24 protein-coding genes and 1 pseudogene are annotated in these 21740 nt (G+C 47.5%); 1 reads left to right on the forward strand and 24 read right to left on the reverse strand.

Features of this window, described 5'->3' with window-relative positions; genetic code table 11:
- Nucleotide 1 precedes the first annotated feature (1 nt).
- The 12 genes and pseudogenes from D3P09_RS28180 to D3P09_RS16740 all read right to left on the reverse strand — a co-directional run bounded on the left by D3P09_RS28180 (nucleotide 2) and on the right by D3P09_RS16740 (nucleotide 11689).
- Nucleotides 2-751 (reverse strand): vWA domain-containing protein, encoded by a 750-nt coding sequence (locus D3P09_RS28180; protein ID WP_243644269.1) that lies wholly within the window; start codon nucleotides 749-751, stop codon nucleotides 2-4.
- A 210-nt stretch (nucleotides 752-961) separates the two neighbouring features.
- A pseudogene (locus D3P09_RS28185) lies at nucleotides 962-1687 on the reverse strand (serine/threonine protein kinase); the annotation flags it as partial.
- Between the two features lie 39 nt (nucleotides 1688-1726).
- A complete protein-coding gene (locus D3P09_RS16695) occupies nucleotides 1727-2215 on the reverse strand; it encodes a DUF5085 family protein (protein ID WP_120112242.1) in 489 nt (162 codons plus the stop codon).
- A 1-nt stretch (nucleotide 2216) separates the two neighbouring features.
- On the reverse strand, nucleotides 2217-2669 hold the full coding sequence (locus D3P09_RS16700) for a DUF5085 family protein (RefSeq protein WP_243644245.1): 453 nt from the start codon (nucleotides 2667-2669) through the stop codon (nucleotides 2217-2219).
- Between the two features lie 40 nt (nucleotides 2670-2709).
- A complete protein-coding gene (locus D3P09_RS16705) occupies nucleotides 2710-3798 on the reverse strand; it encodes a hypothetical protein (RefSeq protein WP_120112248.1) in 1089 nt (362 codons plus the stop codon).
- 23 nt (nucleotides 3799-3821) lie between these two features.
- Complete coding sequence (locus D3P09_RS16710) at nucleotides 3822-5162, reverse strand: hypothetical protein (protein WP_120112251.1); 1341 nt, start codon at nucleotides 5160-5162, stop codon at nucleotides 3822-3824.
- A gap of 52 nt (nucleotides 5163-5214) precedes the next feature.
- Nucleotides 5215-5571: a hypothetical protein gene (locus D3P09_RS16715; protein WP_120112254.1), complete on the reverse strand. Its 357-nt coding sequence runs from the start codon at nucleotides 5569-5571 to the stop codon at nucleotides 5215-5217.
- Nucleotides 5572-5651: 80 nt separating this feature from the next.
- Nucleotides 5652-5951 (reverse strand): pore-forming ESAT-6 family protein, encoded by a 300-nt coding sequence (locus D3P09_RS16720; protein ID WP_120112256.1) that lies wholly within the window; start codon nucleotides 5949-5951, stop codon nucleotides 5652-5654.
- A gap of 36 nt (nucleotides 5952-5987) precedes the next feature.
- Complete coding sequence (locus D3P09_RS16725) at nucleotides 5988-6293, reverse strand: WXG100 family type VII secretion target (protein WP_165867473.1); 306 nt, start codon at nucleotides 6291-6293, stop codon at nucleotides 5988-5990.
- A gap of 28 nt (nucleotides 6294-6321) precedes the next feature.
- Nucleotides 6322-6573 carry a ubiquitin family protein gene (locus D3P09_RS16730; RefSeq protein ID WP_120112262.1) on the reverse strand — a complete coding sequence of 84 codons (252 nt, stop codon included), beginning with the start codon at nucleotides 6571-6573 and terminating at the stop codon, nucleotides 6322-6324.
- Nucleotides 6566-11182 carry a type VII secretion protein EssC gene (gene essC / locus D3P09_RS16735; protein WP_120112265.1) on the reverse strand — a complete coding sequence of 1539 codons (4617 nt, stop codon included), beginning with the start codon at nucleotides 11180-11182 and terminating at the stop codon, nucleotides 6566-6568. The genes D3P09_RS16730 and essC overlap by 8 nt, the downstream gene beginning before the upstream one ends.
- A gap of 24 nt (nucleotides 11183-11206) precedes the next feature.
- Complete coding sequence (locus D3P09_RS16740; RefSeq protein ID WP_120112267.1) at nucleotides 11207-11689, reverse strand: hypothetical protein; 483 nt, start codon at nucleotides 11687-11689, stop codon at nucleotides 11207-11209.
- Nucleotides 11690-11735: 46 nt separating this feature from the next.
- Here D3P09_RS16740 and D3P09_RS16745 point away from each other — a divergent pair, with 46 nt between their 5' ends.
- Entirely contained in the window at nucleotides 11736-12119 is a 384-nt protein-coding gene (locus tag D3P09_RS16745) for a hypothetical protein (RefSeq protein ID WP_120112269.1), read from the forward strand.
- A gap of 1 nt (nucleotide 12120) precedes the next feature.
- On the opposite strand, the gene D3P09_RS16750 is transcribed toward D3P09_RS16745, so the two are convergent.
- The 12 genes from D3P09_RS16750 to D3P09_RS16805 all read right to left on the reverse strand — a co-directional run bounded on the left by D3P09_RS16750 (nucleotide 12121) and on the right by D3P09_RS16805 (nucleotide 21740).
- On the reverse strand, nucleotides 12121-12477 hold the full coding sequence (locus D3P09_RS16750; protein WP_120112272.1) for a hypothetical protein: 357 nt from the start codon (nucleotides 12475-12477) through the stop codon (nucleotides 12121-12123).
- A complete protein-coding gene (locus tag D3P09_RS16755; protein ID WP_120112274.1) occupies nucleotides 12467-12754 on the reverse strand; it encodes a hypothetical protein in 288 nt (95 codons plus the stop codon). The genes D3P09_RS16750 and D3P09_RS16755 overlap by 11 nt, the downstream gene beginning before the upstream one ends.
- Nucleotides 12755-12786: 32 nt before the next feature.
- Nucleotides 12787-13485, reverse strand: a complete 699-nt coding sequence (locus D3P09_RS16760) for a hypothetical protein (RefSeq protein WP_120112277.1) — start codon at nucleotides 13483-13485, stop codon at nucleotides 12787-12789.
- A gap of 22 nt (nucleotides 13486-13507) precedes the next feature.
- Nucleotides 13508-14470, reverse strand: coding sequence for a M23 family metallopeptidase (locus tag D3P09_RS16765; protein WP_120112279.1), 963 nt, complete (start codon nucleotides 14468-14470; stop codon nucleotides 13508-13510).
- 15 nt (nucleotides 14471-14485) lie between these two features.
- On the reverse strand, nucleotides 14486-15469 hold the full coding sequence (locus D3P09_RS16770; protein ID WP_120112282.1) for a hypothetical protein: 984 nt from the start codon (nucleotides 15467-15469) through the stop codon (nucleotides 14486-14488).
- 8 nt (nucleotides 15470-15477) lie between these two features.
- On the reverse strand, nucleotides 15478-15927 hold the full coding sequence (locus tag D3P09_RS16775; protein WP_120112284.1) for a hypothetical protein: 450 nt from the start codon (nucleotides 15925-15927) through the stop codon (nucleotides 15478-15480).
- 11 nt (nucleotides 15928-15938) lie between these two features.
- Nucleotides 15939-16364, reverse strand: coding sequence for a hypothetical protein (locus D3P09_RS16780; RefSeq protein WP_120112286.1), 426 nt, complete (start codon nucleotides 16362-16364; stop codon nucleotides 15939-15941).
- On the reverse strand, nucleotides 16357-16752 hold the full coding sequence (locus tag D3P09_RS16785; protein ID WP_120112289.1) for a hypothetical protein: 396 nt from the start codon (nucleotides 16750-16752) through the stop codon (nucleotides 16357-16359). The genes D3P09_RS16780 and D3P09_RS16785 overlap by 8 nt, the downstream gene beginning before the upstream one ends.
- Before the next feature lies 1 nt (nucleotide 16753).
- Complete coding sequence (locus D3P09_RS16790; protein WP_120112291.1) at nucleotides 16754-17179, reverse strand: hypothetical protein; 426 nt, start codon at nucleotides 17177-17179, stop codon at nucleotides 16754-16756.
- A gap of 102 nt (nucleotides 17180-17281) precedes the next feature.
- A complete protein-coding gene (locus D3P09_RS16795) occupies nucleotides 17282-17848 on the reverse strand; it encodes a hypothetical protein (protein WP_120112293.1) in 567 nt (188 codons plus the stop codon).
- A 64-nt stretch (nucleotides 17849-17912) separates the two neighbouring features.
- The gene (locus tag D3P09_RS16800; RefSeq protein ID WP_120112295.1) at nucleotides 17913-19907 is read right to left on the reverse strand and encodes a hypothetical protein; all 1995 of its coding nucleotides are present in this window, start codon (nucleotides 19905-19907) and stop codon (nucleotides 17913-17915) included.
- Between the two features lie 3 nt (nucleotides 19908-19910).
- On the reverse strand, nucleotides 19911-21740 hold the full coding sequence (locus D3P09_RS16805) for a Flp pilus assembly complex ATPase component TadA (protein WP_120112297.1): 1830 nt from the start codon (nucleotides 21738-21740) through the stop codon (nucleotides 19911-19913).

Consider the following 21740-nt stretch of genomic DNA (forward strand, 5'->3'; position numbering starts at 1 on the left):
GTTAGTGGATCGGCGTAGCCGCGGACATCTGAAAGCCCAGCGACACCAGCTCAGGATTCGTACCGGGGAACATAAGATAGGAACCGTCGGCAAGATTGAAATTGGCCTCTCGCATCATTTGCCTGTAGCTTTCCGGAATGGGCGAGGACATCCGCATCAGCTTGCGGCCATAGTCATCCCTGAATTCAGTGTTGTCCTGCACCCCTGGCCAACGCTTCGGCTGATCCACTTCGCTCGACAACACATCGTCCGAAATAAATATATTTTCGACCAGGACATTGCCGTCCTTTACTGTCATCTCCATCAATCTGCGCGCGATCGGCTCCGGGTCCTCGCCTGTATAGATGCCGTCCGTCATATGGCAGATGAGCGGGGCCGGTCCATCCTGAATATGCGGAAGCTCCGCCTTCAGCAGCTGCTCTGCATACAGGAAGGCCTGGGCTGTATCCGTAAAACGCTGAGTCTTGAGCGTCGGCAGCATGCCTGTATTCATCAATTCGTCGATGCGCTTAATGCCTCCGAACACATCGTGAATATCTTCGCTATAGGCGAGCACGGCTACCCGGTAACGCGGGGAAATCCGGCTGCCTTTCGTCGATCGGAATACCATTTGCTTCAAGGCTACATATAGGGAATCAGTAACAATATCCAGACGCCTGCGCGAACCGTTCATGAGTGTCATGGAGCCGCTGACATCAAGCAAATAGATAATAAGCGCCGGATGGCTCTGGGTGGCTTGAACCGTGTGCATTTTACGGGAAGAAAAACCGGTCTGCTGCTTATAGAGATGTGTTGTCGCCTGCTCATGAACGGGTGCCGCAACTGCGCTGCGGGGAGCCGCTGCAGCAGACGACTGTATCATCATGGTTTTAGCCAATTCGCTCTCAGGCATGGATACTGCCCCATCTCCTTGCAACTTCTGAAGCACAGCAGCAATATCCCGTATGCTTTGATAGCGCTGATTCGGGTCGGTCTCCAGCAGTCTTTGCACCATGTGCCTGAATTCTTCAGGGTAAGAGGCAAGGGCCTGCGCTAGCGGCATCGTATTGCGGAAGTAATAGTGGCCTCTGCTTGCGAGGTAGTATAGAATGGCGCCAACCGCATATATATCCGTGCGAGGATCAGTCTGTCTGTTCTCGAACTGCTCCGGAGCGGCGAACGCGATGGTTCCCATCTGAACCGTATCGGAAAGCTTGGATTCGTCGTATTTGCGCGCAATGCCGAAGTCGATCAGCTTCAGGCGCCCATATTCATCTATCATAAGATTGGACGGCTTCAAATCGCGGAATACAATCGGATGCTCTTGCTGATGCAGATAGTCCAGCACCTCACATAATTGCGAGGCATAAGAAATAATAACCTGGAAGGGCAGTTGAAACCCTTGCCCCTCAAAGTGCTGCTGCAACGTTACGCCCTTAATATATTCCATAACCAGATAGCAGTAGCCGTCCTCATTCGGTTCGAAATAGTCCGTAATTTTGGGGATGCTGGGATGAGTCAGACTGGTAAGCAGCCTTGCCTCTTCCGCAAAGCTGTTATCATGCTCCATATGGGCCATTTCTTTGACAACCCATACCTTATTATTCAGCTTCGTATCCTGAACCAGGTATACGCATCCCATTCCGCCCTTTGCCAACAACGATTCTACCCGGTAACGTCCGCCTATGACGTCATTCTGCTGCATCATTTGTGCTCACCATCCATTGCGAATATATGCTTCAGGCAGCTAGTCCTTCCACACAAGCTCTGGCTCCCTTTCCTGCTGCTCTTCCTCGGCGGGAGCATATCCGATTTTTATATGTACATATTGCATCGTGTTATCGCCAGAGAAGAGATGATAGATTGGCGTAATTTGCGTATATCCGTTAAGATTCATATATTGAATCAAGCTGGCATAAGCCTCCTCCGTCGCTGTCTCAAATTGCTTATGTATGGCTACACCAAGCATATCTTCGATATTATAATAGCTATGGTAGCGCATATCCTCTGGAAGCTCGACCTGGTCCTCTTCTACCGGCATAAAAAACTCTGCCATCATCATTTCATCAAGCGGCACATTGTACAGGGCATAAAACAATGGGCCCTTCACCGTTGCATGAACACCAATAATTTCGTTAATAAAGCTCTCCATCACCGTCTTCATGTCATTGAAGTGGTAGTAGTATTTCTTGGAAATCACATTGGTGAATCGGATGGAATCGCCAACCAGTACCATTCTATTCCTCCCTTGCGATTGGGGCGCAAATATCGATGATCCCGCCGCCAAACACATCGAGATATATATTGTAGAAAGGCTCCTCTAATTTCAGTTGATTCGCCTCTGCACACGCGCGGAGCAGCGCGTAGGATTCGGAGATATCGTCATCCAGATCAGCATGCCTCAATAACAGCGCATCTTGCACAACCCATGTTTCTTCAAAGCTGTACTCACTTCCTTCTTTCATTTCCACAGGGCGATCGACTGGGATGTGGAAGGTGAATTCCGCTGTGCCATTCTCCGTGTCCACTTCTCTTACCTGATACATGACAGGGCCGGTACCATACAGCCCGTTGCGGATTACCGCATTGCGCATACCGCGGATCCCTTCATGCCATTGATCCAGTTCCGTCGTCAAGTTGGCGCTAATCACATTGTTGAGCACAATCGGGCAGCGCTTTATTTTCATCATGGTTCTCTCCCTTTTTTATGTAACGTGTTATTTCTCTGACCTAACCTTCTCTTCTGCCGTTTAACCGTGCTATGATATTGTAATTCCACCAAATCCATATCGGCAGCATACAGAGGATGAACAGCAGCAATCCAGGCTCCGTATCCAGCGAGTCCTGCTCCGCAATATAGAATCCGAGCTTGAACAACACAATAAAGCTGCCTAACGATAACATGCTATTAATAAAGAAATGACCTATGAATGCAACCGCATAATGGCCAATCCACTTCAACAAAGCTATGAAAATTACGATATATAGTCCAGCCCATATAGGATTTAATGTGCTCAGGGAGACATCAGTCAGTCGAAATATCCATATAGCCAAGCACAGATACTGGAATACGATTACCAAAGTGGTACCACGTGCGTAGGTTGTTGCTCGCGAGGCGCCCTCACCGCTATGCCCTTCGTTGGCAGCAATACCTTCTTGAGAGGATTGCCTCGACATGCAGGTCTTGCCGGTCCATTGTGCCGATATATAATATTGCGCTAAGGCTAGATGATAGACATATAGAAACGAGAATCCTTCTGTCAGTATTCCGAGGCTGTGGGTTATAAGCCGTAATATGATCAAGACAAATAAATAGAGAAAAAGCTTTCCCCATATAGAGCCTAATAACCGGAACCTCGCCTTTCCCGAATGTTGAACAGTATGTTCTCCCTTATTTTTGTTCCGATAATTAATTCCGACAATGCACGCATTAATGACTCCCGCTGCAAAAATCACTGCTGCCAATCCATTATCCTGTGCGGATAATTCAAGCCTATTACCTAAAACATAAAACAATAGATAAGCATCTATAACAGTCTTCCAAATAAGTATGTTTAATAGTACTAGCTGTTTTTCAGGTGTGTATCTCCACTTCTTCCATACTGCGGAACCCGCTATGAACATAATCAATGTGAGCAACGCGGAAATATAAACAACCACCTCCATAATTGCTGCAGAGGAGTGTTTCATCTGATACAGGCTAAATATAGAGAACCCGTTAATCAGAAAGGCTATCATTCCAACGATTAACCAATACTGCCGCAAGACAGTAATGGAAACGCCTGCGATGCTTGATAAGCCTTTATTCATAACCCTCAATTTCAATCCCCCCATTCATCTGTCTACCAGAATACAGCAGACAATGATTTGCCTATATTATTCAGTCCGTCTTTCACGCTATTGCCGACGTCGTTGATTTTACCCCCGATATAGCCGACTGCCTCTGTTGCCTTCTGGCTCACATATTCTTTGGCTTCTGTCGCCTTCTTGCCGACAAATTCATTTAACTCTTTTTCTTTTTCCCGCAAATAATTTATGCCTGTATTCAATCCCTCTTTAGTGAAGTCCGTTATGCTTTTATTTCCAAGAGCTTCAAATTTGTGGTTTATCGCAATATTTGCGACCACTCCGACTCCCGCGCCGACGACTGTGCCTACCGGTGGCAAGAAGAGCGAGCCCACTGCTGCTCCGGCGGCCATTGAACCCACTGCACCAGCGACATCAACGGTTGTGCTTACGGCGAATTGCTGTATATTCTTTGTTGTCCAGCTTCCTGTATCTTTATCATACAAGTAGGTAAAGGCATTTTCGCCGATTGTCAGCACCGTTCCGGCAATACCCGCTGCTTTCCCCACCTTGGTCAGCTTGCTGGCATCCCCCCAACCGGTAAAGTCCCTATAAATAGCGTTGTCTTTGACTCCTTCCCAGGCCGCTTTTCCCATTTTCGTAAAAGTTCCGTCTTTCAAGCCTGCAATGGCACTATTGAGTCCAGGAAAATCTGTTTCCATGAACTTCCCGCTTCTTTTGGTGTAGCTGTCCATTAATTTGCCATTCTCGTCTCGCAATTGATGCTTGCCATAGATGAACAGCCCATCCTTCAGCATTCGCTCAATGGTTGTGCTGTCCCACTTTTTCCCCGTTCCGCCGAGGGCATCCGACAGCAAATTTCTATACTTGGAGTAATCAATATTTTTGATATCATTCGGGATCTTCAAATGCACATTCCCATTCTTGTCGACAAACTTAAATCTCAATTGATCAGAAGCGATCAACAATTTATCGGCATCCAACAGATTGGCTCCCAATAGAAGAAGGGCATTCCGATATACAATCGGGTTTGCATAATCATTTAGGAAGTTAATATAATTAATGATTGCCGTTTGTACCGGCGATTTCCCTACCAGTTCTGCTGCTCTGACCACTTTCGTCTCGTTCTGATCGTATAGAACAGCAGCTTCGCCGGTTAACTCTGCAATTTTTTTCAATCTTCCTTCAACCGATAATAGCTGATTGCTGGCTTGGCTCAGACGCTCGCCGATTCGCCGTCGGGCGCCAATTCGATAATCCAGTCCGTTATTAACCTTGACCAGATTCATCCAGTTGCTATTCATGCTGCCGATTTGCGAATTCATTCTTTTTGTTGAATTTCGCACAGCATCTATCGTTATCGATATTTCCGCCACAGGAGCTCTCCTCTCGCCAACCTATGAATCTATACTTTGCCCAAAAGAAAAGCTATAAGCCAAAGGGGCTTTTTTTGCCCGTTGTGCTTTGCTGCTGTCTGGCCCTTGCCTCTGCTTCGAGCCTCGCTCTTTCCTCAGCCGCTCTCCTTGCGGCTTCTTCTTCTTGCTGAATTTCTCTGGCAACTGCCACAATATCGCTGCTAAGAGAATCCAGATCGGAACAAATTGTACTAAGCTCGATATTAAGCTTATCCAACGCCTGATTCACGTATTTCATCTCTCTGGATTGCCAGGCCGAATTGATCTCCGACTTGTATTGAAGGAGGCTGCTTTTAATTCCTCGAAGATCGCTAGCATACCTGCTAATACTGCTTGCCTGAGAATTGGCCTGCACTACATTGATTCCCATAATGCCACCCGCCTTTCTTCATTTATAAGTAGACGGCAAACCGGGGAAGGTGACTCCCCCGATTTGCCGCTTATTGCTGCTTATCTAAACTTGTCAGCGTTATTGTTGATTCTAGTTTCATTAGCAGTGTACTCACTTACCGTGTGGTCGAGGAATTTTGAGTATGCTTGAATAACTTCAAAATGCTCGTCAAATTTCGCCGAGAACTTATTGAAGTTATTGCGAATTGTTGTTCCGGCCTCACTTTGCCAGCTGTTATTCAGATTATTCATTTGAGTTTTTACTTCATTTAGTTTGTCTTTAAGACTGCCATTAATTGTACGGATTGATTCTGCAGTTCTGCTAACCTCTGCAAACGAAATATCAATTCCATCAGCCATTCTAAATTCCTCCTCTATTTATAATTCAAAAATTGTTTAGGTAACGATCCTGCGAGCCCCAGACTCCAGTGTATCCTGTACCAGGGTGTAATCTTTGGCACTATTGGTCAAAAACAACTGATAATCGGAAAGCATTGCTTTCATCTGTTTAAAATCATTTTCAAATTCCTTAATTTTTTCCGTGTAGGCGCGATTGTCCCTTCCCTTCCAAGCAGCTCCCATCGCATTCACTTCCGTGTACAGGGATGTATACAACCTTACATAATCCCCTAGCATGCCTTCGATATTCTGAGCAGCTTCAGTTAGTTTTAGCGGATCAACCACAACTTTTACTTTTGACATGTTCATTTCTCCTTTCAAATCGGAATTTTTATATTAACATCAGCCTGGAGCCATTTTGCAAACCTAGCTCCAATGCTGATTTGTTAATATCCAGCAGCATGCCGCTCGACTTGTCGCACAATACAGTGTCGGGCCGTACGGTAAAGTAGCCATCGGATAATTCTGTTACAGCTGAGGCAAGCAAAGCCTCCACCTCGCTCAGCCGTGTGGTGGCCGGGATATAAACGTCATAACTTCTGTTCAATACCGGAATGTATACCTCTACCAAATATTTATCCAACCAGCTCCACCTCCAGCTCAGTCGTTACAGATGAAAGCAGCTTCACCAGCTTTGCTTTTCCTCTCACGATGCAGTAGCCAAACTCTTCGCCAATTTCCTGATAGAATTCGCTCGACGTTTTGTTGGTCTTAAGTTGATATTGATCAGCAAAGCCGTTGCCAAGCCAGATCCCATCGTTGGCTGATACGTGGTTTTTATACCAGGCATCGTAAGCATAAGAAGAAGTAGCTGAGACGGCATCGCCCAAAATAAAGTTGACGTTATAGGCAATACTGCCTTTTTCAAGCAATATTTTAAGATTGTCCTTAGAATCATCAGTGATCATGGACAATAAGCTTGAGAAAGAAGGAATAATAATGGTTAACTTGTCGAACTCCGGCAATGGCTCCCCGGCTTCCTTAGCATCCTTATACGTATTGTTGCGGGTAACCAAGGTATTAAACAACTCCGAGATCACATGATCGAATTGTCTTTCATCGTAGTAGTAGCCATACGCTTTTGCCGGATCCGCTTCAAACTGCGCCTGGCAGTCAAGCACCTTAACCTGCGCATCTGTCAGACTCCCGATGACCTCTGCCAAGCCTTGCATAAACAACGGACGATCAATAGCTTGCCATAGAACAATATTGATATAGCGATTGAATGAGAATTGAGACATTTGCAGGCTGCTCTTCTCTACGCCCACCGGAATAACCGTCCAATCAGCAATGCGACTTTCTTCTCTGATGTATTCTACATCGATTTTATCTGGAAGAATCGGTACCCTCGGAGCCGTATATCCATTCCAGCTTGCAGCATAACGACCGCAATATTCTCGGATGCAATCAATCGTACGATCTGCTTCCTTGAACGCATGCGCAGTTTGGAATTCATAGACCTTATCGGTTTTCAAAATGCCGCGTCCCTTGAGCTTCGAAGGGAAAACTCCATCTACATTGCCGAGTACACCCGAGTAATCCGCCTCATCGTTAAGCTGCAGCACATAAAGCTGTTTAAAGTTCTGCAACATACGGTAACGGACTGCATTCGTATTAAGCGCCGTCAGTATAAAGTAGATGCCATATTTGACACCCTCCCTTGTTAGATACAAGAGTGTCTCTTCCAAGTTTTCGTATGTCTCTAAAAATGCCGCAAAATTATGAATCACAACAACAATAGATGGCATACTGCTCTGAGAAGTGCGAATGTAGGAATGATAATCGCCGCCGTAATCAGAGAACAGCTTCTTGCGCTTTTCAACTTCTTGATGAAGCATTTTGACCAAATTGCTTGTCTTCTCGGTATCGTGAGCCAATAGCACATCACCGACATGCGGCGCTTTGGCAAATGCCTTAAGTGTCTCCGAGCCAAAATCAAGAAGATGCAGATTTATTTCCTCTGGTGTATGGTCCTGCATAATCGAATATAGAAGCGAATTGATAAAGGTCGTTTTGCCGTTGCCCGCAGAACCGTATATGATTGCATTCCCCTCTTGGCTAAGCGGGAATGTCATAAGCAGCTGTCGCTGGTTCGCCGGATCGTCTATCTCGCCGATCGTCGGGTTAAGCCAGTACGGCTTGGCTTTGGGCACGCCATACTTCTCTTTCAATTCATCCACAAATATAAATTCAGGTATCGGCTCCAGCCACAGTGGCTTCACCTTAATGCCTTCTTCTCTGGCAATCTCCGCCAAATACTTGTTGATCTCATCGATCTGCTTAGGCGGATTGCTGGATACTGCCTTACGTTTGTCCATTTTCGCAGATTTGAGCGTACGGCCAAGATTGTCAATAATGATTACACTTTCATCCTTATGCTTCTCCACACGATCTGCCGGATAATAAGGAGCGCCAGCCCATGCGGATTGGCCAAGCTCGAACAGCTCATTGAAGCCGACTTGCACATAATAACGGCCCGTTACAGAGAGCTCCGCAGCATCAGGACGCTTGATCATGTCCATACTGTCCGCTTTTTCCTGAACCTTCAGGCATATTCTGAACTTGCTGTTGCTCCAGATTTGGTCATCGACCACGCCGGACGGCTTCTGGGTTGCCAGAATGAGATGGACACCGAGGCTTCGGCCGATCCGGGCCGCACTAATGAGCTGTGCCATGAATTCAGGCTGCTGCGTCTTCAGCTCCGCAAATTCGTCGGAAATCATAAACAAATGCTGCAGCGGCTCGCTGACAAGCCCGTCTCTGTACAACTTCTGGTATTTGTAAATATCAATGTTGCTCGTATTGACTTTTTTGCTAGTTTCGCTGAAGATCGCCTGCCTGCGCTTCAATTCACTCTGAATGGAAATAAGCGAGCGCTTGACGGCGGCCCCATCCAGATTCGTAATCGTACCCGCCAAGTGAGGCAGCTGCGTAAAGGCATTGGCCATCCCGCCGCCTTTATAGTCAATGAGTATGAATGCGACCTCGTGCGGATGGTAGTTAACAGCCAGCGATAAAATATACGTCATAATAAATTCACTTTTACCGGAACCGGTCATTCCCGCAATCAAACCGTGCGGACCATGATACTTCTCATGCAAATCAAGCTTGAACAGCTCGCCAGACGGATCGATTCCAATCGCTGCCTCCAGCGACAGTGTCGGATCATTTTCCTTCCATCGCGACAGAGCATTCAAGTGATCGATTTTACCCACCTTAAACATATCCAGAAACGTCATCATATTCGGCAATGCAAAGTTAGCATCCGAGGAATGAAGTTTCAGATTCGCCAGGTTCACAGCAAGCTCCCGTTCATCCTGCTTCATATAGAAGTCAGGTTGAAAACCAAGATATTGTCCTGTAATATTGTCGCGGTCATAAAGCTTGGACTCGCCCCGGTCAGCCTCCACTACAATTGAACATTCCTTGGGCAGATTCATGAGTTCGTCATACAGATGGACGACGCTGATACCTAAGTTCTTCTTATGTTTGTAAATGGTAGTCAGCAATTCCGTTCTTGTTGCCAAATCTTTGTCCATTGCAAAGATAATGTAATAAGGAATCAGCTTATCAATCTCTTCGTTGGAAGAAATTAATTCTTCTCGCTTGGACAATTCTTTCTCCAGGAAGACGGACATTTCTTTCACTTCGCTGGCCTGCGTAGCAATGAACCGTATGCCCGGCTCTGAATTCCATACATGCGGCAACCACTTGACGAAGTCCCAGACCGGTTGTTCCTTGCGGTCATAAATAAATACAAATTTCAGTTCGTCATAGCTGTGCAAGGAAGCCAACTGCAAGATAAGGCCTTTGGTCAAATCAATGACGCTATTGCGCGATCCAATAATGCCGGTTATCTGGTCCTCTAACAAAGAGAGTGTAATCGGAACCTGTTCCAGCGTTTTCGGCTCGTCCGTCAGCGTATGCAGCTCATCCAGCAAATTATCGTCTTCCAGAGAGAATTGCCGCTCCTGAACTCTAATATCCGCATCCAGCGGCAACGTGCCCATACCCAGTCGGATTCTCAGGAAGTCGTTCTGCCCAAAGGTTCGTTCCCACAAATTCCTCTGACGGAAGCGGATCCGATTGAGCGTGTGGTCAAGCGACGGATGATTCTCCCGCAAAATCTCACTTTGCCGTTCGGATTCTTCCTCAATCTTTTCATTCATATCAATCAAATATTGCTTATACTTCTCTTGCCGAAGCTTCTCCCGGGCTTGCCGTTTCTTACGTTCATGGCGCCTGGACAAAATCGGCCAAAGAATCGCGCCGAGAATCATGCTCGAAGACATCATAAGCGTAGGAAGCGCCTGGGTAATATCCCCCGAGTTTCTTAGCGAGTTCTGAACGGCGAAGAAGGCCATGAACATGGATGACATCCCCATCGTTAGCGCCGGACCGAGCATCAGCATGATCGGTGTCTGCTCTTGATTGCCTAATGCGGGCGGGTTATCGATTTTGAATTCCGCGCGTTCAATCTCGCGTTTGAACCTCGGCGAGCGATAGAAGAAATCAACCTGTGCCTCGTCATCCCAATCATCATCGTCTTCGATTGGCAAGGCGGTCGGCTTGGCGAACGGAAATAGCAAAGCGCGGTTATACTGCAGCTGTCCGTCCGGATTATTGACCGAAATAAATCCTTGGCCGGCAATTATCTTAAGGCCCATAATGTAGACGACATCGCCTGGAGCGAGCGTCTTCTGCTTGACCCTTATCCCGTTTACAAAAGTTCCGTTAGAGCTCTCAAGATCCTGGATCATTAGCTCATGATTCGAGATGACCAGCTCCGCATGCCTTGAAGAGGTGTACAAATTGGAATAGCACATATCGCAAACCGCTGCACGGCCAATCACAATCCTGCCTTCGGAGGGGAGCTGAAGCTTGGTGAAATGCTTCCGGTCCTCCGTGACCGGCTCGGTATACAGCCAAGCCCGCTCATTGGAACGATTCAGCGACAAGCCGTAAAAGGCCAGCGGCTCGAGCTCCAGTTCCTTGATGCGCGTTTGATTTGGGTTAATCAGAGTGGCGTGCTTGTTGGATTTGATTATCCATTTCCCTTCTGTTCCCTCGATCCCGATGACACGTTCCTCGTATCCCTCGTCATTGATCTGCGTGACCCAATACTGTCCCTTTCGCCGCTCAGGAAGCACGCAAGTATATAACACATTCTCTTTGAGCAATGAAAGCTGCATGGATACACCCCCTCTTAACTCTTCTTATTGGCGATCTGCATTCATTTCCTGTATAACAAATCCGGGATCAGATCCGGCATCCATCGCAATATCCCAATACTCCACCATTTCATCGCCAAGCTTAATTCTCATGCCCCGCTTCACCTTCACTTGCCGATGTGTAATTTCTTTCTTAAGCACGACGCGCGCAGCATCATACTCCATGACCGTCCAAGTTCGCATCCGATGTTTTCTGGAGCCGAACATTTTGGGAGGATTGCGGTACAAAAATTCAATCAGCTCGTTGCATACTTTGCCGGTGGCAAATTTGCTGAAGGGCATGATGTCCAGCGTAGCATGTGTTAAGATATAAGCATCATCCGCTTTATTGGCAAATGCGATCAAAGCTGGAAAATCAAACGGGTAAGGATGATCGGGCTTCTTGTTTTCTTTCACTTCCTGCAAGACCAGCCTGACCACATAAATTATTGCCGCTGCAAATACGGCCAAAATCAGGATTATAAGCATCAGTGTCACCGCTTTGCCAGTAATCACTCCCAAGGAGCTGTTGAACTTGAAAACAACGGAAGTGACCGCCCAACGCTTTGCCGACAAGTTCGGACCCGAGCATGTCGCACCCGGTCCGTTCGCCTATTACGAATGCGACAATGGCCTGGGCATTATTAAGGATACGGTCAAAAATACCATTCAGCTGGTTAAGCATTCCCAGTTCATAGAACAAGATTTGTCCCCTGAGGACGAATTCGCCATGCTTACCGCTGTTAGCGGCCCATTCGTCCCGGACACGATTCATCCGCCGTACGAGACCTTGGCAGACTTCGAATTCCGGGAGCGTAAAGCTGCAACCGCATTATCGGCGACTTGGAGCATTCTCATTCTCGTATTCTTGACGTGTCTCGTTCTTGCTATATTACTGGCAGTGAACTTGCTCTCTTAACCTATTTCTTAAGCAGCATCATAGGCACACCGTTCATAATATGGTGACGCTCCGCCTGCTCCGCGCTTCTCTCTCGCTCCATGATGACAGCGTCGGATAACCGGGGAGTAATGAAGAGCTGAAGCTGATCTATCGCATCCTTCACCGAAGCTGCCAGCTCGCTCAAGCCATTAATTTGGTCCCTGTCGACCTCTGACTTCTCCTGCCTCAGCGCCTGGCCTACCGAAACGTCATTCAAGCGGTTCAGTTCCGCTTGGATAAGCTTCAGCTTGAGCTCGGCATCCTCATAGAATTGAAGACTCTCTTTATATAAGCCGCTTAATAGCACAGGGTCGAGCAAGTTGCTTTTACCGCCCATCCGTCTCGCCCTCCACTTCATCAGTGGGAAAATTCGAAGCTTTGCCTTCCGCCATTGCAGACAATTGGGATAATTGAAGGAGCAATTCTCCGTATTTATCCTCTATGATTTTAATAAAGGTCAAGTCGCTGGCTGCCGCTGCCGCTGCATATTTGTTTTTCATTTGCTGCGCCATTTGCTGCAACAGCTCCACTTCCTCAGTCACTTTGGCCATAGGATCAGAGAGGCCTTCCGCTTCAGGGGCATCCATATCCAGCTCCAGAAATTCTACACTCATGCCGGGTTCCTCCTTTGCTCACTGCTTCCGTTCTATAACAGCAATTGCTTGGTCGCTTTTTTCTCTGCCGCCGTAGAAGCATACATGCTTTTAGGCGCTTCGGCCTGCTCTTCCTCTCGACGAACGGAGAACCCTTCCAGCATGGAGGTCGCCAGCGCTTCCGCAGGGAGAGCTTGAATTGGCGCCGGCTCGGCTGAATATGCTCTCTCTGGTGGGGCTTGCTGCACTTCGAAACCCGCCGCATGTTCTTGATATACTGGCAGAGCGGATGCCATGGCCAAATGGCGCTTCTCGTAAGGGATTGCCGTCATGAGGAAGCTCTCCCAAGCCATCTCGTATTCATCCTTGATGCTGAGCGAGAAGGATACGCTCTTCCGCACCTCTTGAGGCTTATGAATGAAATGGCGAACTTGAATCAGCGATGTAATGACATGCAGCGCGCCGCAGCACAGCTCAAGATCCCGCTCCAACTCCCCTTCAATCAGATTCAGAAATGGAGCCAGTATGTTCAGCGGCTTTGGAGCTTGGCTGTAAAACCAGCGTGCGGTCTCCCTATTGTCCGCGCCGCCTCCTACAAGCGTTGACAGCTCATCCAGCTCAGCATATTGGTCCGCAAGAATGACAGCCTGGTCATATACGTCCCTATGAATGTAGAAATACAGCCCTCCTGCATGCAGCACCAGCGTATTTACCGCAACCGGCAAATAGCGTTTTGGGGATACTACCAACATCTGTCCTCACATCTCCCGTTTTTTAATAAGGCACGAAGCGGCCAGGGTCTACTGATTTCCCGTTGATATATACGCCGAAGTGCAGGTGTGGACCGGTTGTCCTGGATCCGGTGTTGCCTGATCTGGCAATGGACGCATACTGGAATACTTCCTGTCCGACCTCCACATGATAGCTTTCCAAATGTCCATATAGCGTTTTGACGCCGCAGCCATGATTGACGACTACATAATTGCCCAGCTCATCGGTGCTTGAAGCCTCTTCGACAACTCCGTTGAATGCAGACAGAACTGTCGTACCCTCCGGCGCATATAGATCCATGCCATGATGGAATGTAATGGAATCCAATGTGATTGGATCCAGCCGCTCGCCATACGGAGAGGTCATCTGCACCGGAATTTCAAGCGGTGAACGGAACGTTGAGATTTCGCCTATAGCCGGGCAGGATAATGCCTGCTCATAGGTTTGCTTTTGCTTCTCCAGCTTAGGGCTGAGCGATTCCAGACGATTGCGCTCGCGCTTAGCGTCTTCTAGGCTTAAAGTCGATACGACACCTTCTTTGGGAACCAGCAGTTGCTCCCGCTCATCCTGATTTTTTTTCAGCTGCCTCAGCACAGACCTGTACTCGCCATCCAGCTGCATAATGGCCTCGACAGTGTCTTCCTTGCTCGCTTTCATTTGATGCTCCAAATCCTCCAAGCGGTTGCTTAACTCATAGGTATCGGAGTCTATTCGAGTCAGGATGGCTTTGCGGCGTTCGTCATACAGCTCCATCGCCGCTTCCAGCATCGTATTGGTATTGACGCGATGAGCGATATCCCGGTATTCCTCCTCTAACAAATACAGCTTCCTGCCTTCCTCTTCGGGGTCGTATCCGGATATGTTGTATAGCTTAAGCAGCTCCGACACCGATTCTGGCTCAGCGGCAGCGGATGCCGGGAGCAGCATAAGCAGCAGCAATATATAGATGGCTATCTTATTCCGCATCGTTCATCTCCCCCGTTATGGTTTCTCCAGCCTCTTAACATCGGCGAAATAGCCGGCTTCAGCTGCCTCATTAATGGTATAAAACAACTCTTGGATCTCTACATTGGATGGAGCCCGGTCTGCAAAGGCATAGTACTTGGTTCCCGACAGCTGATAACCAACGACCATTCGTCTGGCCTCTACCGAGGTCCCTGATATGCTGAATCCGCTAATCGGCTTGGTTGAGCTTAAATTCACGCCTTGGACTAGCACCAGTAAGCTCGGCCCTTCTATGGGATTAACCCCGCCAAAGGTCGTTAACTGGTTCGGGATAAAAAAGACGTTTTTCCAATTCGGATTTTCCTCGTTAATGGTATTAATCTGGTAGGCCATATCATTGGATATCGTCGTATTGATTAACGCTCTTGCCTCTTGGCTTGACATCGTTCCGTAAGGCGTCAGCGGCAGGCCATCGATTCGGTATAGCTGATCGTCCGTCAGCGTCAACGTATCCCGCAGGCCCATATTAAGAGCATAATGAATGCTGCTGGTAGGCGTTGGCGAATAGCGGTAGGGCTTCTTCATGCTGAACACCAGATCCCAATCGCCGTCTCTTGCCGGAGACTCCGGATGATTGACTGCGCTTCGAATCAGCTCCTGCGTTGCAATATAATAACCGTCGTAAGCCGCCACCGCTGCAACCGGTATAAAATCCTTAACGGTCGCCCGATTGAACTCCGTCGGGTACATCCCATAGTTGAAGCAGAACACATCGATAAATGTATCCAGCGCTAGTTGAGGATTCACCTTAAAATACTTTTCCTTGGTATAATCCATATCCAGATCAGACGTTTGCAGCATCGCCTGCGTTCCCGCATCTGATGCATAGTCAATCGCGTAGGATAGCTTCAACCTCTCGATTTCATCTCTTTCTTTGCCGACATAGCTGATGTATCCCATAAATAGAGCAATAACAAACAGCAGCGAAACAAAATTGACGACGCCAAAACTTTTTCCCACCCGATCACCTACTTCCTGATCATGCCTGCCAAGGTCTGGTCGAACTTCGGCGGAGTCAGACGCAGCAAATAGTTTTGCAAACGCTGCGCTCCCGAGAAATCTACAGCCCTGACTCTCACTTTAATAATGTCACCTGTATTCCAGTGCTTATGATCATCGACGAGCATATAGGAAGTCACCGTTCCTCCTGCTGCGTCGGGATTGACAACTTTCATATAGCGGGAGATGGTGCCATCCATCGCCATGCCATGAGACGAGATGTTGACATAAAATTCGGATAAATCCTGTTCTGATAATCTTCCGTTATCGCTGACCTTATCGATTAAATTGGTCATTTCATTCAAGACGCTTCGATTCATCGTCAAGTCTTTTTGAAGAGCAGTAATGACTAACGGAGCCCCGACTAATAGAGTAAACGCGATAACGACTCCCAATATCTTATTGATTATATCTGTCATATCCGTTCCTCCTAAGGCTGCTCCTTTACATTCCAATACCGCATGCCAGAGGGACCTATATACAGCTGCAGGTCAATCTCCCTGTTGAACGGCATGACCTCTTTGGCTCCAAGGATATGGGCGGCTCGATTGAGCAGAAATACATCATCAATCGGCACTTCCAGGGAGCTTGTGCCGCCGTTGAATTTAAGCTTGCGCGGCTCAGGCGCAAATTCATCGGCAATTACAAGCATGAGCAAGGCATCATTTGTTTTCATCTCAGGTGGCTTGTTATAGATCTCTCTAGCTGTTTCGAAAGCCGTCTTTTCAATTTGGACGTTGAACCCGCCCACCTCTCCTTTAAAGAAAGGAATGGAATAGTAGACCATGAACGGAGTAAAAACAGCCAGCAGCATGATCAAAATGATCATATCGAACGCATCATTGGACTCATGCACGGGTATCGTTCTCCTCCCTTAGCTCCACATAATAGATTCCGTCTTCGTCATCGTCATGTACCTTCATGCGGATTTTTCGATCGAACAAAGGCATTAGATCTTCAGGCTTCGTTATCCATTTGGAATAGATATAAGAGGGCTGAAACTCTATCACCTGCTCATTGCGCTGCAGCAGCACGTATACAGATGCAGCCGGAACTGGTCCATGAGCTGCTGCTAGAATCAAATCGGAAGAATAGACAGCCTTCGTCAGATTGGCCGTCTTATCCAATTGCTCACGGCTGAAGGCTTGTCCCAGGTTTGTAAAAAAGGTAATCATGCCAATGACAGCAGCGATAACGATGAGATTGATCATGATATGAATACTGTTGCCTACCTCATTATCCATCTCATTGCCTCCTGAACTCGATTCGGGATACGACCCCGTTCAAGTCTCGAACTAGCTTCGCATCATATAGGGCGACAAGCGGGAATCGCCCTACTAGTTTTGCAGTTGTGTACTCTTCCGGAAGGGTGTTTTTCGTCCACTTCCATAAGAAGTACTCCCCTTGGCCCTCCTCTATATCAACCCATATCTCCGGGAACCCCCGGGACTCGGAGATCGCCGTAATGACATCTGACGGATACAAGCCTTTGGTGCTATCATAACGGCTGTATTCCCGGTATTCTTGTATGATGGCGATAGCATCCTCATCCGTCTGCTGAATCTTAACGGCTTCCCTCGCGAATGACCCCAACACAAAGACAAGGGACAACACTAACGCTGCCGTCATGGCGCTAATACTCGCCCATACTGCCGCAGGCCATTCGTTCATAATTTACCTCCATAGCATAATGTTGTAAGCGAAAGATCGAACTTGTACACGTACCGGCAGCAAGCCCGGCTTTCGCTTACTCATTTTTAATAATATAAATGCTTACGATGCTTGTTGAGTGAAGCAGATGCCTACGATAGTTCCGGTGGAATCCTTGATCAGCTCTGCCAGAAATTTAGCCGTAGGTCGGACAAATGAAGCTGTCCCCGATTGTGTAGTCGGCAGGTAATACATGTTGTATTTAATACCATCTGTACTCTCTAAACCAACCTCATAATGAGAACCTTTTTTTGCAATCGTAGTTTTGGTATATAACTTCGTACTTGTATCTAACGTTGCACCAGTTAGAAGCGCACCGTAATTGTGTCCTCCCCTTGTGTCCAATGAAGGATTAGCACCCAAAAAAGAAGTAGTTCTAACCAATTGTGCCACCGGACGACCCTCGAACAATTTAATTGCGGCAACAACTTGCGTGCCGGACATTATTTTTTGATCGTAATCATCAAATTGAGCCAAGGACATGGAGTCCATCGAGTTCTGTACCGTTGTGATGCCCTGGTTGGTTGTCCCTCTAGTAAAACCTAAGATGACAAAGATGATTGAAATAATTACCCCGATTACAATTAGTGCGATGGCTATTCGTGCTCCAGATCCCAGTTCGCCTTCCATTGTTTACTCACTCCTCTTAGTTCATTTTTTTATAATCAAGCCTGGTTTCAGGCTTAATTCACCTTTAAGCGTTGACGTGAGACAACGCGGTCAAGAACTCTTTGAATCCCAATATGCCTAGCGGCACGAGAATGTATAGAATGGCGGTCATCACCAGCGGCGCCATGGACAGCGGACTGACGAACATCCGCTTTTTGCTCAAGGTCGCATTTTGCGAGATTTCCCTGATTCGCATGACATGATCGCGCTCCGTCACGAGATCGCTGAAGGCTTCCGCCAATGTGATCTGATGAATCGTCAGCAGCATCTTGTCCACCAGCCGTTTGAAGCTTGGCAGTACAGCCTTTGCTTTCATGCGGTTAAGCGCCAGATCGGGATCAGACGGATATTCGTGATAGGCATCGAGAATCGCGTTCTTATGCACCCGGCTTTGCTTCTCCAGCCAATACAGCGTCTCCAGCGTATCCGCCGATGTATTCATCAGAATGGAGATAATCGTCTGGAGCTGCAGCACATCCTCCTCGCTTTCCGTCTTAAGCATCCAGGCTCTCGCCCGCAACATTAGCTCTGGAATGAAGAAGCTCCCTGCCGCTGCCCCAAATGCAATGACCAACATCCACCATTTGAAATACGTATTGTAGTAGCTTTTATACTTCTCAGTCAGACGCTTGACTTGCGCATCCTGGTCGAATGGCGGCAGCTTAGGCAGCATCTCCTGCACAAATTCGCGTGTGTGGCTTTCCTTCGGCAGCGTCGGCATGGACAAGTAAATATCATCCATGCGCTGCCGTATGCGAACATCCTCATCCTTCAGCTTCTCGCCTCCGACAAGCGATACCTCGCGCACATTGTCCCGAATAAACTGCTTGCCCAGATTAACCGCAAAGAACATGCAGCTGATCGATAATACAAAAGCCATTACGGCGAACAGCACCTTGCTCGCATACAGATGGCGAAGGTCCTGCATGCTCATCGCGCCTTTGACCAGCCTCATTTTTCTCGCTTTTTTGAACAGCCGCTTTGGCGCAATATCGTTCACCATTCTCGAGAACCAAGGCTGTCTGAGCGCATACATGACTATCGGATTGCGGTCATCCTTCTTGACCGGCACCGCACTATTTACTTTAACAATGACGGTATAGCCGATAATGGAAGCGAGCAGGATAACCGCTCTGGATATATATCCGATTGGGCCGTGATAAATCACGGAAGTGCCCGGGATAATGTTGACAAAGAAGTTCTCAATGACGCCAATTGCCAGAATCGGAGCTATCGGCAAATATTCCAGCATGCCGAACCGCGCCTTTTGAAGCGAGATTCTACGGATTTCCAGGTTAACTTCATCCGCCATCATGCCCATAGCTTGCAGGAAGTTCGAGGAACCGTCCCTTAGCTTCGTATCCCCCGAATTGTTCAAGATGTAGCAGACCCCGGCAAGCGTACTGAGCAAGCGGAAAGGCGTCGTGGCGTAGAATTCGTTCAATCGCGCCTTGCCGTCAGGATCGGTAAGAATATTGTAGATTTCCTCAAATGCCCGATGCAGCTCCGAGCCGGTCTCGGCCTCTGCAATTGCCTGCGGGATCGAATTCAGCCTCAGATAATTTTGCCTGAGCGAGGACAATGCGTTCGAGAGCTGCTTAAGCAGTCGGAAATGAACCCTGTCTATCTGCTTTCCGACCAAAATGTTATTGATAATGACCGCATACAGCACAACTAACAAGATGGTAAACAAATCTCTGAAAATAATCGCGCCTACCAGTACAAGCAGCAAGGAAGAAATGGTGGAGATTGCATATACCTGTACGGCAAACACTTTAATTTCTTGACTGGAATAGACGGAGAGCATGGCTATCCGCTCTTTCACTTTCCGGTATCCCGTACGAGTCAAGAAGAACTCTTCAAGAAACTGGCTGATTCTGAAATACGACGACAGAGATATAAGTCTTTTGTTCTTGCGGTGAGTCCCTTTGCGATTCTTGGCACGCTTCCGATCATTGACTATGATCATGGTGACGCCGACGATGGCCGTTAGAAGGATAGCTATTATAAGAAATAACACCTGTTACAGCCTCCAATTGTCCAGAATGAATTTTTTGAATTCCGGTATTTTATCCAGAGGCATCACATCAAGCATTTTTTGCGTCAACTCGGTCGTGAACCAATCAAAGGTCTCGTAAGTGTTCGTTTCCAGATCGTATTTCAGAATATCCCTTGTCGTGAAAGACTTGCGGTCGGTTCTGCGCGTGTAATATTCCTTCGTAATTTCATTCATGGAATGCAGCGGATCATCCCTCATATAGTCGGGATAAGGCACGCTCTCATCCAGCTTCACAATCTCGGATACACGCTCGATATACCTGCGGCCGTCAGTGGTGTAGTTCAAATGAATATCTACCCGGATGACGTCGATAACCTGTTGTTCCGCTGTGATCATATTCCCTGAAAACCCGCCCGCATTAACAAGCGAGTTTCTAATCGCATATACTAGCTGCTCGGCCAGATTGGCATGATGCGAGAATATGGTAAAGATCGATGCTACCTGGCCCATCTGAATCATTCGCGCTGCGATGCTGTCGGTAGCTACCTCGCCGATAATCGATACCGCGGCGTCTGATTTCTTCAAGGCATCCTGCAGCTCAGCGGCGGATACATAGTCGGTCTCTTGGACGGATAAGATATTTCGCTCCGGATACAATTCCCTCAAGTACATCTCGGGAGCCATCTCCAGTACGCGAATGGTATAGCGCGGATCGATATATTTGACCGCGGCCGTCATCATTACCGTCTTTCCGGCGCCCTGTCTGCCTGTGAAGCCGCATGTTATCTGCCCCAGCATCAGATATTTCACGAGATTAACCGCCAGATACCCTTGATTGACATAAGGCTTATCGATCAAGGCCTCGAGAGAGGAATCGCTCAAGGTGAATTTCCGTATAAACACAGCCCAATATTCGGATGCAGGCGGCCTCAGCGCCAGCACGCGGGACTTGTCATACATCGTATTAACCATATAGCCGCGCTTCTCTGTAAGCGGCCCCGGGTTATTGTATCTGCATAGCAATTGAACAACCCGGCGCAGTTCTTCCTCCGTGTTAAAGCTCAAAAACCGCAGATGTATATATTTCCCGTTGAAATACAGCCATACCGACCTCGGCGCTTTCATGATTTTGATATCTTTATTCAGCAATGCGCTTAATATGGAACCGGAGGTTCCGCAGTTGAACCCGTTGATATTCATTTCGCGAAGTGTGTCCACAACGCCAAAGCCCTTATATCTCTGATAAATCATAATAACAAGCATATCCAGCATTACATTGTAGTTAAGCTCAAAGTTTTTCTCTGCGAAAATCGTATCAATATCTTCTTCGCTTATGAGATAAGACGGCTGGGATTTATCCTCAATCTGATACCGCTCCCGAGCAAGCTTGTACTCATTAATCATCTCGGCCAATGCATCTTTGCCGAACGTTTTTTTATAGTGATACATTAGAAGCTCAAACTTAATTCGCGGCTCCAAATAATGCGAGCGGAAATCATAAACCTCCAAAATTTCCTCTTCCGTTTTCAACATATCGGCAATAATGCTGCGAATCAGGTCCTGAACAATCAGCTTGGCTGAATCAATACCGTATACGCAGTTCTGCATTGCATCTTGAATTCTCGCTTTGCGTTTATACATCGACTCGAATTCTTCATCGGCCAACCCCGTAAAGTTCTCGTCTTTAATAAGGTCCGCCAAGCTGTATTTGACAATCTCCAGCAGCTTGTCCATCGTCAGCTTGTCGCTTTGCTCTACATCCGGCTTCTCGCGCCTGGATTTCCAATAAAGCACCCCTACGATCAGGACGATACTGAGGAAGGTGATCAGCATAAGGAGCGTATTCAGATTCAT

The organism is Paenibacillus pinisoli (genome assembly GCF_003605435.1).
Classification (GTDB): domain Bacteria; phylum Bacillota; class Bacilli; order Paenibacillales; family Paenibacillaceae; genus Pristimantibacillus; species Pristimantibacillus pinisoli.